The organism is Staphylococcus simulans (assembly GCF_003043455.1).
Classification (GTDB): Bacteria; Bacillota; Bacilli; order Staphylococcales; family Staphylococcaceae; genus Staphylococcus; species Staphylococcus simulans_A.
The window spans coordinates 23,706-39,702 of record NZ_PZGG01000011.1 but is presented as its reverse complement, the minus strand read 5'-3'; the positions used below and the strand labels follow the sequence as shown (position 1 = coordinate 39,702).

Sequence of the window (15,997 nt, the reverse complement as noted above, 5' to 3'; positions counted from 1 at the left end):
AATGTAAAAATTCTTTTAAGAAAATATTATTATGACACTTATTTATCATTTGGTCACAGCAACCTGTTTGTTGTTCTGCCTACTTCGTGATACTATCGCTTTAGTTTAATTATTTGAAAGGGTTGATTAAAGATGCCTGAGACATTTAAAGCATATTATGCAGAAAAAGAAGGCAAAGAAATCCATACTGAACTTAAAGAATTACCCATGGATACTATAGATGAAGGCGATGTATTAATTAAAGTTGCTTACTCTAGCATCAACTACAAAGATGCATTAGCAGCTAAAAAAGGCGCAGGAGTGATTAAAAACTATCCGATTATCCCTGGGATAGATTTAGCAGGCATTGTCGCAGAGTCTGGTACTTCTACGTATAAAGAAGGCGATCCAGTCATTGTGACAAGCTATGACTTAGGCGTATCACATCATGGGGGCCTTAGTGAATACGCACGTGTTAAAGAAGAATGGATTGTACCGCTTCCCAAAGACTTAACATTAGAGGAAGCCATGATTTACGGTACTGCAGGCTACACTGCAGCATTAGCGATTCAGAAATTAGAAGACAATGGTTTAACCGTTGAAGGGTCTCCTGTACTTGTACGTGGCGCAAGTGGCGGTGTCGGCAGTTTAGCTGTCATGATGCTGAGCAATATCGGCTATAAAGTCATCGCAAGTACAGGTAATAAACAGAATGCAGATTATCTAAAATCTATCGGCGCAACAGATGTGGTACCACGTGTGGAAGATACCTCAGATAAACCATTAGACAAAAGAGAATGGCAAGCAGTGATTGACCCTGTCGGCGGCAAACATGTCGGTGACATTATCAAACGCCTGCAAAATAGAGGGAGCATTGCGTTAATTGGTAATACCGCAGGTTTGGCATTTGAAACAACAGTCTTACCATTCATCCTACGCGGCAACAGTATTTTAGGTGTGGATTCTGTAGAAACACCGATGAAAGTCCGTAAACAAATCTGGCGCAGATTAGCCACTGATTTAAAACCAGAGGCACTGCACTCTATTAAACAAGTCATTGATTTCAAAGACGTGCCAGGTGCAATGGATAACCTATTAAATAACCATAGTGCTGGTCGTTATCTTGTGAAAATTAACGAAATATAATTTAAATACTCAATCAGACAACTCTTATTTTGGAGTTGTCTTTTTTTACTAAAATGGCAATTACATTTAATTCTATTTAACTTTATTGTACTAGTAGTAATATATTGATATTTACTTTAATTTTATGAAAGCGTATACTGAATTTACGATAAAAATAACCAGGAGGACTCATAATGAGTAAAACGTTTAACAAAAACCTCATCTTTTTCATTGGTGCTCTAGGCGGATTACTATACGGATATGATATGGGTATTATTTCAGGTGCCTTGCTTTATATTCCAGATGAAATCCCGTTGAACGGTACCACACAAGGACTTGTCGTTTCATCGATGTTGATCGGCGCAATCTTTGGTTCAGGTTTAAGTGGCCCTTCATCAGATAAGTTAGGTCGACGTCGCGTCGTCTTTATTATCGCAATCATTTACATAGTTGGTGCATTAGCTCTAGCACTTGCGCCTAACTTAGCGATGTTAATCATCGGTCGTTTAGTGATTGGTTTGGCAGTTGGTGGTTCTACAGCTATCGTGCCGGTTTACTTATCTGAAATGGCACCGACAGAATCACGCGGTTCTTTAAGTTCATTAAACCAATTGATGATTACAATCGGTATTTTAGCTTCATACCTAACAAGCTATGCTTTCGCAGGTGTTGAAGGCTGGAGATGGATGTTAGGACTTGCGGTTGTACCTTCTGTCATCTTATTAGTAGGTGTATTCTTTATGCCAGAAAGTCCAAGATGGCTACTTGAACACCGCGGTGAAAATGCAGCACGTAAAGTGATGGCATTAACATTCCCTAAAAATGAGATTGATCATGAAATCTCAGAGATGAAAGAAATCAATGCAATTTCAGAAAGTACATGGAAAGTATTAAACTCACCATGGTTACGCCCAACGATTATTATCGGTTGTGTCTTCGCATTGTTCCAACAAATCATCGGGATTAACGCAATTATCTATTACGCACCGACTATTTTCGTGAAAGCAGGTTTAGGTGACTCTGCTTCTATCTTAGGTTCAGTCGGTATCGGTACAGTCAACGTACTTGTGACAATTGTGGCGATTATGATTATTGATAAAGTAGACCGTAAGAAATTATTAATTATCGGTAATATCGGTATGGTCGCATCATTAGTCATTATGGCATTACTGATTTGGATCATGGGTATCCAATCAGCTGCTTGGATCAGCATTGTCTGCCTAACAATCTTCATTATTTTCTTCGGCTTCTCTTGGGGCCCTGTACTATGGGTAATGTTGCCGGAGTTATTCCCAATGCGTGCACGTGGTGCCGCAACAGGAATTGCTGCTTTAACACTTTCAATCGGAAGTTTAGCAGTCGCACAATTCTTCCCAATGTTAACTGATGTCTTACCAACACATGGTGTATTCTTAATCTTCGCTGTGATTGGTGTATTCGCTTTATTCTTCGTAGCGAAATACTTACCAGAAACACGCGGACGCAGTTTAGAAGAAATTGAAGCTGAATTACGTGAACGTACATCAGCTACAACACCTGATTTAAATAAATAAATTTAAACTTTTAAAGGGATGTCCTCTCATGCGAGAAGACATCCCTTTTTACTGTTATGATTCATTATATTGTTTGATAATTGCTTTGTTTTCTTCTTTAAAGGCCTCATTATGACTAGAGACATAGCCTTCTTTCGCTGCATCTGGTTCAATATATTGTTTTGCGAGGTTTGCGGCGTTGCCCGCATCGCTGAAAGCACTCGCAATCAAATGTGCTTTAGCGTCATGATGAATAATATCACCACAAGCGAAAATCCCCGTTTCACTTGTTTGTGTATTGCCTTGGCCTTTAATTTGATAGTCATTCATCATCTCTAATTTAGTTGAAGCATCTTCTAATAATGGATTTTCAATATCAAAACCATGACTGATAATGACATCATCGACTGCTAAAGTTTCCGCTTCTCCTGTCGCACTATTTTCAATCACCACTGATGCGATATTTTCTTGAGCTTCATCCCCTATTAACGCAGTGATTTGGCTATTTGGATGTTGAATCACGCCGAATGTTGCGAGTTTATCTTGCATCGCTTCAAAGCCTTTCAATTTATCTTTACGATAAATCAAATGCACACTTTCTGCGTAGGGCGCTATTTCACATGCCCAATCTATCGCAGAGTTGCCAGAGCCTGAAATTAATACACGTTTATCTCTAAATCTCGATAATTTTTGTACGACATAATGCAAGTTTGAGATTTGGTAACGACTTGCATCTTTAATATCTAATGGTTTCGGATGAATAATTCCTCCACCGATCGCGATAATAACTGCTTTAGATTCATAAACATTGCCTTGATCTGTAGTCACTTCAAAATGACGTTCAGCAACTTTATGAATATCCATCACCCGTTCTTGTAAACGAACTTCAGGATTAAAATGCAGGCCTTGTTCAATAATATCTCTCGTAATTTCAAAACAAGGTTTAGGTGCTACACCGCCGATATCCCAAATGATTTTTTCAGGATATAAACACATTTTTCCGCCTAATTCTTGTTGTACATCTATTAAACGCACACTCATGCCACGCATACCTGCATAAAAGCTTGCGTATAAACCGGCAGGTCCACCGCCGATAATTGTAATATCTTTCATAGTTATGCTTGCCTCCTAGTTTTTCTCTGTGCTGCATAAACATTAATTGAAAATTGTTCTCACTTATATTTTACATGATTTAGTTGCAAGAGGAAAACTTTCGCCATAAAAAAAGAGACACAACATAAGGAGTCGTGTCTCTAAAGAAATTAAAGTTTTTTATCTTGATTGGTTTGTCCTTCAATCGGATGTGTTAGTATCGCTTTTTTCAATAAGAAGAACAAGATGATAAAGCCGGCAGATAAAGTCATATGACCTAGTCCTGCAATCCCAGCAATTCCTGGTGAAATACTTGCGCCAGTCACTTGCATTGTCCCTTTAATACCTTGTAGTGCGACTGTCACAATCAAACCGATATTATAAACATAGTAAAACCAGTTAAATAAATAGTATTTACTGATTGAGAACAGTTTTTCAAAGACTAATAAAATCAAGAACATAAACATACCAAGCATTAATATGTGTGTATGCACAATCGCAAGTTGCGTTTTCCCTGTAAATTCAAAGGCTTTTGTCAATTCACGATAATAAACACCTGATAATAAGCCTATAATTGTATAAGTTAAAAAAGTATACAGAATTCTACGCATAATTAAAAAACCTCCTTTTCGCATCACTCATTATTATAACTGAGAGTAAAGCTTTCAGAAAGCATCGCGCCATTATTCACGAATTATACACAACTAGAACTCTTTGTCTTCTTCATTCAAGGTGTTTAAATTGTCTTTCATTTTAAATAATATCTCTTTTAATGCCGCTTGATCAGCTGTTGGAATGTCTAAAAATAAAGTAGACTCTATTTCATCTAAGATTTCGATAATTTCTCTGACATCCTTTTTTGCGACTGCTGTTAAAACAACATCTTTTTTGCGCGTATCATTTTTATCACTGATACGTTCGATTAAGTTTTTATTTTCTAAACTTCTTAATGCGCTGCTTACTGTAGGTCCTTTACGATTAAAAATATGAATTAAATCATTTTGTGGGATAACACCCGTATCACTTTCAAAAATATAGCGTAAGGTTTGTGCTTGTTCTAACGTAATATCGTATGCCCCTAACAATTGATCAGCTTTTACTTTCATTTCATTTGTAATCATACGTAATAAGTATTGGATTGTCGTTGCCATGTGTCGCATCTCTCCTTATTTAGACTACACAAATCATTAAATTATGGTACTATAATTAAGCACATATCAAATAAATCGAGCAAAGCGTTCTCTATAGTTTTAACTTAAACGATAGATGTTAAACCTTGCATGTTTGATTTACACACAGAAAGGAAGCTTCAGAATGATTACAGCTTATAAACATAATGTTCATCAAGATATTCATACCACTTCCTTAGAGGAAGCTTTATGGATTAATATTACCGAGCCCTCGAGAGAAGAAGTAGAATCTTTGATTGAGCGCTTTAATATTCCAGAAGACTTCTTAAAAGACCCCTTGGATGCGGATGAAAGCGCACGTGTCGAATTTGATGATGAAACAGGTTATTCTTTAATCATCATCGACTTTCCGATTGTCAATAATACAAACAACAAAATTATTTCATTTATGACAATTCCATTGGGTATTATTATCGGACATAGACGCATTATGACGATTTGCGATCATGAAGTTGATTTCTTAGATCACTTCGCAAAATCAAATCAAAATCTGCATTATCGCAGTCAATTTGCGTTGAATATCTTATTAACAATTTCAAATCACTACAACCGTAATTTGCGCTTATTAAATAAATCAAGATTACGCATTGAACGCGAATTAAAGAAAAAAGTAACGAACAAACAACTGTATAATCTGATGGAAGTTGAAAAAAGCTTGGTTTATTTCTTAGCCGCACTCAAAGGTAATGAAGATGTTTTCAACAAACTTTTCAAACTACCGCCGATTAAACGTTTCGAAGAAGATGAAGACTTGATTGAGGACTTATTTGTCGAAACAAACCAAGCCATTGAAACGACAGAGCTGCATACACGTATCTTAGAAAGTATCACGACTTCATATGAATCCTTACTTTCAAACGATATGAACAATATCATGAAGACTTTAACACTCTTTACGGTCTTCTTGACGCTACCGACTTTAGTATTCAGTTTCTTCGGTATGAACGTACCGCTTCCGCTCAACGATCATAGTCCGACTTCTTGGATTGCGACACTTGGTATCTCTATGATTATCGTTGCGATTGTCTTTTTACTTTTATGGCGCAAAGGTAAAATCTGATATAGTTTCTAACTAAAAGATAGACATCATGTATCAAAGTAATCATTATTTTGATACATGATGTCTATTTTATTTATATTGGCGCATATGGGGCGGCTGATAGTCTCTCAAAAAAGCTTCTAATGTTTCAAAATCATTTGTGAACAAAATCAAATCTCTATCTGTTTGACTTAAAAAGCCTTCCTCAACCATTTGATCATAAAACGCTTCGATTTTGTCATAATAACCATTCACGTTCCAGAAGATACATGGATTAGCATTTTGTCCAATTCTTGCCCAAGAAACCATTTCAGTGATTTCCTCTAGCGTTCCTGGTCCGCCAGGCAATGCTAAACAAGCATCCCCTTTTTCTAACATAGCTGCTTTACGCTCAGCCATGGTATCGACAATAATCAATTCATCTAAACCTTGATGTGCAATTTCTTTTTCTTCTAAGAATTTCGGCATGACACCTATCACATGACCTTGATGTTGTTTAATCGTATCTGCGAGATGACCCATCAAGCCGACATTACCGCCGCCATAGACTAAGCCGTATTGCTGTTGTGCCATCCAAGCACCTAATTCTTCTGCAGCTTTTAAATATACAGGGTTGTGGCCTGTACTCGCACCGCAATAAACAATAATATGCATCCTGCTCTCTCCTTTTGACTAAGTTACACTTCATTATAACAAATAGCGTCACTCTATTATCCATTGCTTTTTTTATCATTTTTCGGTATACCTATTAACAGAGAAAGAAAGGAGTTTCACACATATGAAAAAGAATGGTAAGGCATTAGGTATTACACTGATTGCGCTTTTAACAATCGCATGTATCGTATTAGTGATTATGATTTTTGCTTCAGGCGAAAAAGAAACATATTACGGGATTATGAAAGATAATCAAACGGTTGAAAAGATGGTCAGTGAAAAAGATAATCACATTGAAAAGAATGTTAAAGTTGATTCTGACGATCAATTTAAGCCAAAAAAAGGCGACTTTGTCGTACTTGTTAAAAAAGTAGGTACAGATGAGTTCAGTAAGAAAAAAGTCGTGGAACATGATGATATTCCACATGGCTTGATGATGAAAATTCATGATATGGATCATTAATTAAACGAAAACACCGACGTTTCTACGCCGGTGTTTTTCTATTAGTTTTACAATTGTTATGTCAGAAAATTTAAATTTAGAGTCAGGCTTTAATAACCTCTCTATACGTGTGTATTGCTTAAATAGATTTTAAGTAGTCTTCAGATTTTTGCTTATCGAAGACATTTTCCCATTTCGCAATAACGACTGTTGATAATGCGTTACCTACTACGTTAACGCATGTACGAACCATATCTAAGATACGGTCCACACCGATGATTAATGCAAGACCTGCTGCTGGTAAGCCCATAGAACCTAATGTTGTTAAAAGTACAACAATTGAAGTTCCCGGCACCGCTGCCATACCTTTTGATGTAATCATCAATGTAAAGATTAATACTAATTGTTCACCTAAACTTAAGTGAATACCATACATTTGTGCAACGAACAACGCGGCGATTGATTGATACAGTGCTGAACCATCTAAGTTGAATGTGTAGCCGATTGGAATTACAAATGATGTAACATCTCTCGGTGAACCGAAGTTTTCCATTTTTTTCATCATAACTGGCAATACTGCTTCTGAACTTGAAGTTGAGAAAGCCAATAAAATTTCACTTTTCAATACTTTTATAATATCAAATACACTGATGCCGCATAATTTAGCTACAATGCCTAAAACTACTACTACGAAGAAGACCATTGCGCCGATAACAACAACCACTAGTTTCAATAGTGGAACTAATGCTGAAGCACCAAATGTCATAATTGTTACACAAATAAATGCGAACACGCCTAATGGCGCGAGTTTCAAGATTTTATTGATCATCCAGAATGTTGCTTCTAACACTCCGCTTAAGAACGCTTTAACAGGCTCTCCTTTTTCTCCGATAGCTGCAATTCCTAAACCGAAGAATACAGCGAAGAAGATAATCGGAAGCAATTCGCCTTTAGCTAATGCTTCGAAAAAGTTCGTCGGAATGATATTAACAATGGTATCAATAAAATGATTGCCATATGTAGAATGTTCAGCTGCATGTGCTGATGATTCATATTTAGTAATATCACCTTTTGGTAATTTGTCCGGATTTAGTCCCGTCCCCGGTTTAAAGATATTTGCGAACAAAACACCTAATGCAATTGCGATAGTTGTAATCACTTCAAAGTAAATAATTGTTTTAAGTCCATAACGTCCGACTGTTTTAGATTCACCTACACCTGAAATAGATAAGGCAAGCGAACAGAAAACGACTGGAATTACAATCATTTTAATTAAGTTTAAAAATATATCACCAAGCGGTTGTATATAATTCGCGATGTCTTTTTGTCCATAAAGCAATAGTCCTACAACAACACCAAGAACAAGCGCGATCATAACCTGCACTGGTAAACTTATTTTTCTCTTAAATATAGCCATTGATGCATCTCCCCTTTTTCTGACATTGTTTAATTATATCAGAAAATAAATAATTAGGATAGAAAAATTTAAAACTTCAAGATGATTTTATACTAAATGTTTAAAATTATATTAAATAACAGTGTAAAATAACATAATTTGAAGCAATTATCTTTCTATCCTAATTATACGGCTAGTCTTTGACGACTGCTAAGAAGATTACCATTAATACGATTAATGCGACACCCATAACTTGCCAAGCACCGAATGATACGCCTAACCATACAACAGATAATAAAATCGCTGTTAAAGGCTCGATTGTACCAAGAACACTGGCTTCTTGTGGGAATAAGAATTTCAAGCTGGAAATAAACAGCCAGAATGCAAACATCGTACCAATAATCACTGAAATGAATAAATACACAATGACTTTTACATCCCAATTTGACGTATCAACTTTCCAAATCGGATGTAAGAAGTTTAAGAATATACCTGCGATTAACATTGCCCAACCTACAACATTGACTGTTCCCCACTTAGCAAGCAATTGTACGGGGAAGATTGTATAGAAAGCCATCGCAAAGGCTGACATTACACCCCAAATGATTGCAGGCATTGGAACAGATAATGTTGCAAGCGAACCATTCGTTAATAGGAAGAATGTACCGCTCAGTGCTAATGTGACTGCGATACCCTCTTTCCATCTGAAACGGATGACTTTTGCTGCAACTAAATACAAGATAATAATGACAGGACCTAAATATTGGAGCAACGTCGCTACTGCTGCGTTACCATAATGAATGGTCGCCATAAAGCAGTATTGCACACCTAACATCCCAATGAGTGAGTAAATAAATAATTTGAGCGTGTCTTTCTTGTCTGCCCAAATGGTAATTGTCTTCTTACCTTCTAAAAAGAATGACATTATAACTAAAAGTAATCCAGATACTAATAAACGAACACCCACGAACCACGTGACCGGTAATTGTTTGTTTTCAAATAACCATTGCGATACTGTACCGCCTACGCCCCAGAAGATAGAGCCTATAATCACGAGTACAAAGCCCGGCCAACGTTTTTGATTTCTGTGTGTCATGCCGTCCCTCCTATCATGTTTTTCTCTATGCTGATACTAAAGGTGTTATATCCATTTTGGTGATAATAATCAATTTTTGATAACTTGTGATAGAGTTTTCATACTCACACAATTATCCATGTAACGCAAATAAGACACTAAACACTATTCATCGTGTTTAATGTCTTAATCACATTTATTCTAACATACTTAATCGGTTATTTAAGCTTATAATTGTCATCAAAGAAATTATGTTTGGCTTTTTTGATATGCTTTCTTGTTTGCGTATCAAATGCTTGCGCGAATAATCCCTTTGAAGTCCCCATCGGTTGTATCACGTACGTTAATTCTGGTTCATCTTTAAAGACAACTTCCTTATAATATACGCCGTCTTTCGCATTGAATTTTTTCTTTTCAGATTTGATATCATCTTGTAATTGGTGTTCAGCAATATACTGATCAACCAGCTTCAAGTTTTGCTTCCCTTGATAGGCTTTCAAACCAAAGAAGAATACCGTTGCGATAATTAAGGAACCGATAATAATTAAAATTAAATGAAAAACTCTTTTACTCATAGCTAGACTCCTTTAGCCTTTAAACTTCATCCTTACAAAAAAATTGTACTATCTATACAATTGTGAATGAAGCTTCGTATACTTGTCACATATTTAATTTCATTGTAACAAATTTGTCGATTATCACATTAGAAATAGCGTCTGAAAGCATCAACATCTAAACGATACGTATGATGCGCTGCTTGATCAGCTTTCCCTACAGCAACCACCATCACGGGTACATAACGTTCAGGGTCTAACCCTAAAATTGAAGCAATATTTTCTTTATCGAAACCGCCAATAGGATTTGTGTCATATCCATGTGCTTTTGCGACGAGCATAAACTGCATCGCAAACAAACTGCAGTCGATATTCACTATAGATGTCATTTGCGGTAAACTTAAACCTTTATAAAATGGTAGAAACTTAGATAATAAGTCATCTTTAGTTTCTTGTGGCATATAACCTTTATCTACATTGCCTTGATAAATTTGTTCACCATACTCATAGTTTCTTAAATCACCGAAAATCACGACCATCGCAGCAGATGTATCATTTTGTCTTGTATTGAACTGCATAGCTGGACGGATTTTTTCTTTACCTTCCTCACTATCTACTACAACGACTCTCCATGGCTGCATATTAATTGAAGAAGGTGCAAGCGCTGCTTTCTCTAACATTTCATCCATTTCTTCATGAGAAATCTTCACATTCGAATCATAAACCTTTACTGATTTACGTGCTCTCAGCACATCATCAAACAGTTGTTTTTCCATTATATCTTTTGCTCCTTTATCTCTTGTGTTTGTATTCTGAACAAAAACGGTATCTATTTGAATCTTTTCCATACTACAAAGTTTAAACACACTAAATTATAGGCACGAAATTTATTCTTGACAAGTGATTGCATTCATAATATCGTTGTTTTAAATAAGGAGTGATTTAATTGCATGAACCTAACAACTTTTTAGATAAACAATTATGTTTTTTATTCTATGTGTCGTCTAAAGAGATTATCAAGCGCTACACCCCGCATCTTAAGAAATATGGACTGACGTATACTGGTTATATCGTTCTACTCGCTTTAGAAGACGATGAATCTATCAATATCAAATCTTTAGGGGAAAGATTATATTTAGATTCCGGAACATTAACACCTATGATTAAAAAGTTAGAAAAACAAGGACTTGTCAAACGTCTTAGACAGCCGTCAGACGAAAGAAATCTCCTTGTCTCTTTAACTGAAGAAGGTGTTGAAACTCGTCACGAAATCTCACATATTGCGATGGAAGTTTTCAAGGATTTAGACATTTCAATGGAAGATGCGAAAACAATTAAATCTATCCTATCGAAATTTATCGTAAATAACTTTTCTGAAGCCTAACACTCAAATCCTCTGATTATCTATCAGCTCCTGGACGTGGTATAATTAAAGTCAGAACTCGCTGAATACTCAGTAAGATTACCCTATAAAAAGTCGGGTATGAATGACTAAAGCGAGCTTTAATTAAACAATGAAAAGGAGCGATTTTACATGCCTTTCGAAAGTAAACCCACTGACATTTTCAAAGAATTCGGACGCCAATTTATAGATCAAATCCCAACAGTAAACCCTGTGAAAACAGATATTAAAGAAAAAGATAACCAATATATTGTAGAAGCAGATTTACCAGGATTTGATAAAAAGAACATCAATCTTTCTTATAATGAAGGTACGCTAAAAATCAGCGCTAAACGCTCAATTGAAAGTCGTACTGAAAATGAAGAAGGTCGCGTAATCCAAAGAGAACGCAGTACTGACAGTGTCAGCCGTGAATTCTCTTTCAGTAATATCGACAGCGACAACATTTCAGCATCTTACAAAGATGGTGTGTTAACTGTTGTATTACCTAAGAAAGACGATCAAGACCTAGCAGGATCTAATATCACAATCGATTAATTATATTTTTACAGCACTCCTTTAAGGGGTGTTGTTTTTTTTATTAAGAAAGAAGCGGGCTCTCTCTTTAAGAACCCGCTTCCCTCATCAAAATCACATCTCATATTGTTTTATATATCTTGTATTTATTTTTTACGTAATTCAGCTAACAGTTTCTCCGCTTCAGCCATATTCGCAGTGTCTGCTTGTTTTAAAGCATCTGCGACTTGTTCAATTTCTGAACCTTTCGCACCTGCGACAATCGCTAATGATTTATACTGCAGACTCATATGGCCTTCTTGAATGCCTTCAGATACTAATGCACGACATGCTGAGAAGTTCTGAGCTAAGCCAACTGCTGCCGCAACTTCACCTAATTCTTGCGCAGAATCTACATGTAAAATTTCTTGTGCTAAACGTGCAATCGGCACGACTTTTGTACCGCCGCCGACAGTTGCGAGTGTCATCGGAATTTCAATCGTTCCTCTTAAACGACCTTTATCTTCAAGATACTCCCATTTGGTCATACTGCGGTATTGGCCTTCTTTACATGCATACGCATGTGCACTAGCTTCCGCACTACGTGTATCATTACCTGTTGCTAACACAACCGCATGAATACCGTTCATCACACCTTTATTATGTGTCACTGCACGGTATGGATCGACATAAGCTAACACAGAAGCAGCTTCTAAACGTTTTGCGACTGTTTCGCCGTTCATTTCTCCGCGTGCTAAAGCTGAAACATCAATTTCCCCTGAGACGCGCACAAGTGACGCTGTAGCGTGATTAGATAAAATACTCATAAGGACATTGATTTCTGGCCATTCGCCTTTCAGGAAGCCAGAAATGCCTTCTAAGATGGTATTTATCATATTTGCGCCCATCGCATCCTTTGTATCGACATAAACTTTTAATGATACCAGTTGTTCTTTTTCAAAGGTATCAACATCCATTTTACGATAACCGCCGCCGCGTTTTAAAATCGATGGATAGCTTGCATCTGCGACTTGATGAATTTGTGCTTCTTTCTCAAGTAATTTATCAGCTAATTGCGCAGGATTTTCAACTTCCATAAAGACAATTTGTCCAATCATCAAACGTTCACTGGATTCTACTTTGAACCCACCAGTTTGATTGACTAACTTTGAACCGTAACTTGCGGCAGCTACGACTGATGGTTCTTCTACCATCATTGGCACTGCATAATGTTTACCGTCTACCACAATGTCTGGTAATAACCCTACAGGCAATGCTCCTTGTGTAATCACATTTTCAATCAGACTGTCAGCCACTTCTTCTGAAAGCAGCGGTATATCTAACAATTCTTGATGGCTTTCTTGTGAAATCCAACCATTGTCTTCTAAACGCTGTAATTTATCTTGACGTGATAAGTGTCTGAAATCTTTCCCCAATGCTTTCATGTTGATTACTCTCCTTTTTCAACTTCTAAAGCGATACCTAAACCGCCGCCGATACACGCTGTTGCGATACCGTTGTGTTTATTTTCTTGATGTAGTTCATGAACTAATGATGTCACTAAACGTGCTCCTGAAGCACCGATTGGATGACCGATTGCGACTGCACCGCCATAGATATTTAATTTCTCATCTGGAATTTTCAAATTATCTTTGACCGCAATACTTTGAACTGAGAATGCTTCAGTCATTTCTACTAAATCAATATCATCTATTGTTTGATTTGTTTTTTCTAATAATTTAGATACTGCATAGTAAGGCGCGATACCCATGATTTCAGGATCACAACCGACTTCTGCATAATCACCTAAGATCCCCATAATCTCATAGCCGTTCTCACGTGCATAGTCTGCATCCATTAAGATTAATGCTGAAGCACCATCATTGATACTTGAAGCATTCCCTGCTGTAACTGTGCCGTCTTCTTTAAAGATTGTATCTAAAGTCGCAAGTTTTTCTACATTACTATTACCACGGATACCTTCGTCTGTTGTCATTTCTTCGCCGTCAGCATCTGTTAATGGAATTATTTCTGCTTGATATTTACCAGCCTGAGACGCTTCATGCGCTTTTTTATGTGAATTGACTGCAAACGCATCTTGTTGTTCACGTGTGACTTCATATTTATCTGCGATACGTTCAGCTGTGATACCCATCGGTACATTTTCAAACGCATCTGTCAAACCGTCATGCATAAAGCTTGGTACAGGTTTCTCTTGTCCAGGTAAGACAAGTTTCGGTGCATTGGTCATACTTTCAACACCGCCAACTGCTACAACTTTTGCTTCCCCTAATTGAATCAGTTGTTTACCTAAGATTACAGCTTTTAAACCAGATCCGCATACTTCGTTGATAGTCATTCCAGGAGTTGATGTCGGCAATCCGGCATTTACCAAGATTTGACGTGCTGGGTTTTGTCCGTTGCCTGCTTGCAATACGTTACCAAAAATCACATTTTCGATTTTATCTTTCGGCAGATTGATAGCATCAATTGCTGCTTCTAAAGCGATGGTGCCAAGTTGTACTGCAGAATAATCTCTTAATTTCCCTCTGAATTTACCTACTGGCGTACGTTTTGCACTAACAATTGCGATTTTACTCATAATTTAGTCTCCTTTTTTATCACTAGCTACTAATTTAAAATTGTATTTTTGTACCCTCTTTTGATATGATTTAAAGTGATTTAACATATCAAGAAAGGATGTTGGTTATTTATGACAATTGGTATCGACCAACTTAATTTTTATATTCCGAACTTTTACGTAGATATGGCTGATTTAGCCGAAGCACGCAATGTAGATCCAAACAAGTTTCTGATTGGTATCGGTCAGACTGAAATGGCTGTAAGCCCAGTCAGTCAAGACATTGTAACAATGGGTGCTAACGCTGCTCAACCTATCTTGACAGAACAAGACAAGAAAGATATTACGATGGTCATTGTCGCGACTGAATCAGCGATTGATTCAGCGAAAGCGTCTGCTGTACAGATTCATCATCTACTAGGAATTCAACCTTTTGCACGTTGTTTCGAAATGAAAGAAGCATGCTATGCAGCGACTCCTGCGATTCAAATGGCGAAAGATTATTTAGTACCACGTCCTAATGAAAAAGTATTAGTTATCGCAAGTGATACTGCGCGTTATGGACTAAACAGTGGCGGTGAACCGACACAAGGTGCTGGTGCAGTTGCTATGGTAATCAGTCATAACCCGCGTATTGCTGAATTGCATGATGATTCAGTTGCATTTACAGAAGACGTTTACGATTTCTGGAGACCATCTGGTGAAATTTATCCGCTTGTTGACGGTAAATTATCTAAAGATGCTTATATCCATTCTTTCCAAGAAAGTTGGAACGAATACGCAAAACGTTATCATAAATCATTGTCTGACTTTGCTGCGTTATGCTTCCATGTACCATTCACAAAGATGGGTCAAAAAGCACTTGATTCTATTTTAACAGATACAGCCTCAGAAGATACACAAGCAAGATTAAATGACAGTTACAAATCTGCTACGGATTACAACCGCTATGTCGGAAACATCTATACAGGTTCACTTTATTTAAGCTTGATTTCATTACTTGAAAACCATGATTTAAATAGCGGAGACCGTATCGGTCTATTCAGCTATGGTTCTGGTTCAGTCGGTGAATTCTTCACTGCAACTCTTGCAGACGGCTTTAAAGATGCACTTGATGTGGAAGCACACCAAGCGATGTTGAAAAACCGTAAAGCATTATCTGTTGAAGAGTATGAATCATTCTTCAAACGCTTCGACAATCTTGAATTTGATGCTGAAACTGAATTAGAAGTTGAACCAAAAGGCAACTTCTACCTTAAAGAAATCTCAGACAACATTCGTTACTATGATACCGTAAAATAATAGATAAAGCTTGTGTGAAGCAACGCTTTATTTAGAAGTCTTGAACTTGTTTCAAGGCTTCTTTTTTTACTTATATGTTCTTATATATTCATGTCTTCCTTTCCACCTATTTTCATTTCTCTTTCTTTTTTCACCTATA

Annotated in this window: 17 protein-coding genes; 7 read left to right on the top strand and 10 right to left on the bottom strand. The window is 36.9% G+C overall.

The features are described from left to right. Nucleotides 1-132: 132 nt before the first annotated feature. Both BU038_RS03500 and BU038_RS03495 read left to right on the top strand, forming a co-directional pair. Nucleotides 133-1,125: an acryloyl-CoA reductase gene (locus BU038_RS03500; protein ID WP_107604832.1), complete on the top strand. Its 993-nt coding sequence runs from the start codon at nt 133-135 to the stop codon at nt 1,123-1,125. Between the two features lie 173 nt (nt 1,126-1,298). Further along, entirely contained in the window at nt 1,299-2,657 is a 1,359-nt protein-coding gene (locus BU038_RS03495; protein ID WP_107604831.1) for a sugar porter family MFS transporter, read from the top strand. 54 nt (nt 2,658-2,711) lie between these two features. Here the strand turns inward: BU038_RS03495 and BU038_RS03490 are convergent, their stop codons facing one another. The 3 genes from BU038_RS03490 to BU038_RS03480 form a co-directional block, all read right to left on the bottom strand. Continuing rightward, nucleotides 2,712-3,749, bottom strand: coding sequence for an NAD(P)/FAD-dependent oxidoreductase (locus tag BU038_RS03490; RefSeq protein WP_107604830.1), 1,038 nt, complete (start codon nt 3,747-3,749; stop codon nt 2,712-2,714). A 149-nt stretch (nt 3,750-3,898) separates the two neighbouring features. Then, entirely contained in the window at nt 3,899-4,339 is a 441-nt protein-coding gene (locus BU038_RS03485) for a DUF2871 domain-containing protein (protein WP_107604829.1), read from the bottom strand. A 93-nt stretch (nt 4,340-4,432) separates the two neighbouring features. Next, nucleotides 4,433-4,879 (bottom strand): MarR family winged helix-turn-helix transcriptional regulator, encoded by a 447-nt coding sequence (locus tag BU038_RS03480; protein WP_107604828.1) that lies wholly within the window; start codon nt 4,877-4,879, stop codon nt 4,433-4,435. A 163-nt stretch (nt 4,880-5,042) separates the two neighbouring features. Between BU038_RS03480 and BU038_RS03475 the strand changes: the two genes are divergently transcribed. Beyond that, nucleotides 5,043-5,978 carry a magnesium transporter CorA family protein gene (locus BU038_RS03475; protein ID WP_107604827.1) on the top strand — a complete coding sequence of 312 codons (936 nt, stop codon included), beginning with the start codon at nt 5,043-5,045 and terminating at the stop codon, nt 5,976-5,978. A 69-nt stretch (nt 5,979-6,047) separates the two neighbouring features. Here BU038_RS03475 and BU038_RS03470 read toward each other — a convergent pair whose 3' ends face one another. Further along, nucleotides 6,048-6,611 (bottom strand): TIGR00730 family Rossman fold protein, encoded by a 564-nt coding sequence (locus BU038_RS03470; RefSeq protein WP_107604826.1) that lies wholly within the window; start codon nt 6,609-6,611, stop codon nt 6,048-6,050. A 124-nt stretch (nt 6,612-6,735) separates the two neighbouring features. Here BU038_RS03470 and BU038_RS03465 point away from each other — a divergent pair, with 124 nt between their 5' ends. Further along, complete coding sequence (locus tag BU038_RS03465) at nt 6,736-7,074, top strand: DUF4889 domain-containing protein (RefSeq protein WP_107604825.1); 339 nt, start codon at nt 6,736-6,738, stop codon at nt 7,072-7,074. Nucleotides 7,075-7,192: 118 nt separating this feature from the next. On the opposite strand, the gene BU038_RS03460 is transcribed toward BU038_RS03465, so the two are convergent. The 4 genes from BU038_RS03460 to BU038_RS03445 form a co-directional block, all read right to left on the bottom strand. Further along, complete coding sequence (locus BU038_RS03460) at nt 7,193-8,470, bottom strand: cation:dicarboxylate symporter family transporter (RefSeq protein ID WP_107604824.1); 1,278 nt, start codon at nt 8,468-8,470, stop codon at nt 7,193-7,195. A gap of 172 nt (nt 8,471-8,642) precedes the next feature. Next, nucleotides 8,643-9,545, bottom strand: coding sequence for an EamA family transporter (locus tag BU038_RS03455; RefSeq protein WP_002479716.1), 903 nt, complete (start codon nt 9,543-9,545; stop codon nt 8,643-8,645). 197 nt (nt 9,546-9,742) lie between these two features. Then, nucleotides 9,743-10,099, bottom strand: coding sequence for a DUF3139 domain-containing protein (locus BU038_RS03450; RefSeq protein WP_107604823.1), 357 nt, complete (start codon nt 10,097-10,099; stop codon nt 9,743-9,745). A 128-nt stretch (nt 10,100-10,227) separates the two neighbouring features. After that, complete coding sequence (locus BU038_RS03445) at nt 10,228-10,854, bottom strand: nitroreductase family protein (protein WP_107604822.1); 627 nt, start codon at nt 10,852-10,854, stop codon at nt 10,228-10,230. A 170-nt stretch (nt 10,855-11,024) separates the two neighbouring features. Between BU038_RS03445 and BU038_RS03440 the strand changes: the two genes are divergently transcribed. Together BU038_RS03440 and BU038_RS03435 are read left to right on the top strand one after the other, a co-directional pair. Next, nucleotides 11,025-11,462 (top strand): MarR family winged helix-turn-helix transcriptional regulator, encoded by a 438-nt coding sequence (locus BU038_RS03440; RefSeq protein ID WP_107604821.1) that lies wholly within the window; start codon nt 11,025-11,027, stop codon nt 11,460-11,462. A 150-nt stretch (nt 11,463-11,612) separates the two neighbouring features. Next, on the top strand, nt 11,613-12,017 hold the full coding sequence (locus BU038_RS03435; RefSeq protein WP_107604820.1) for an Hsp20/alpha crystallin family protein: 405 nt from the start codon (nt 11,613-11,615) through the stop codon (nt 12,015-12,017). A 125-nt stretch (nt 12,018-12,142) separates the two neighbouring features. Here the strand turns inward: BU038_RS03435 and BU038_RS03430 are convergent, their stop codons facing one another. After that, complete coding sequence (locus BU038_RS03430; protein WP_107604819.1) at nt 12,143-13,420, bottom strand: hydroxymethylglutaryl-CoA reductase, degradative; 1,278 nt, start codon at nt 13,418-13,420, stop codon at nt 12,143-12,145. A gap of 5 nt (nt 13,421-13,425) precedes the next feature. Further along, on the bottom strand, nt 13,426-14,577 hold the full coding sequence (locus BU038_RS03425) for a thiolase family protein (RefSeq protein ID WP_107604818.1): 1,152 nt from the start codon (nt 14,575-14,577) through the stop codon (nt 13,426-13,428). 111 nt (nt 14,578-14,688) lie between these two features. On the opposite strand from BU038_RS03425, the gene BU038_RS03420 reads away from it, so the two are divergent. Continuing rightward, nucleotides 14,689-15,858, top strand: coding sequence for a hydroxymethylglutaryl-CoA synthase (locus tag BU038_RS03420; protein WP_107604817.1), 1,170 nt, complete (start codon nt 14,689-14,691; stop codon nt 15,856-15,858). Nucleotides 15,859-15,997: the final 139 nt, after the last annotated feature.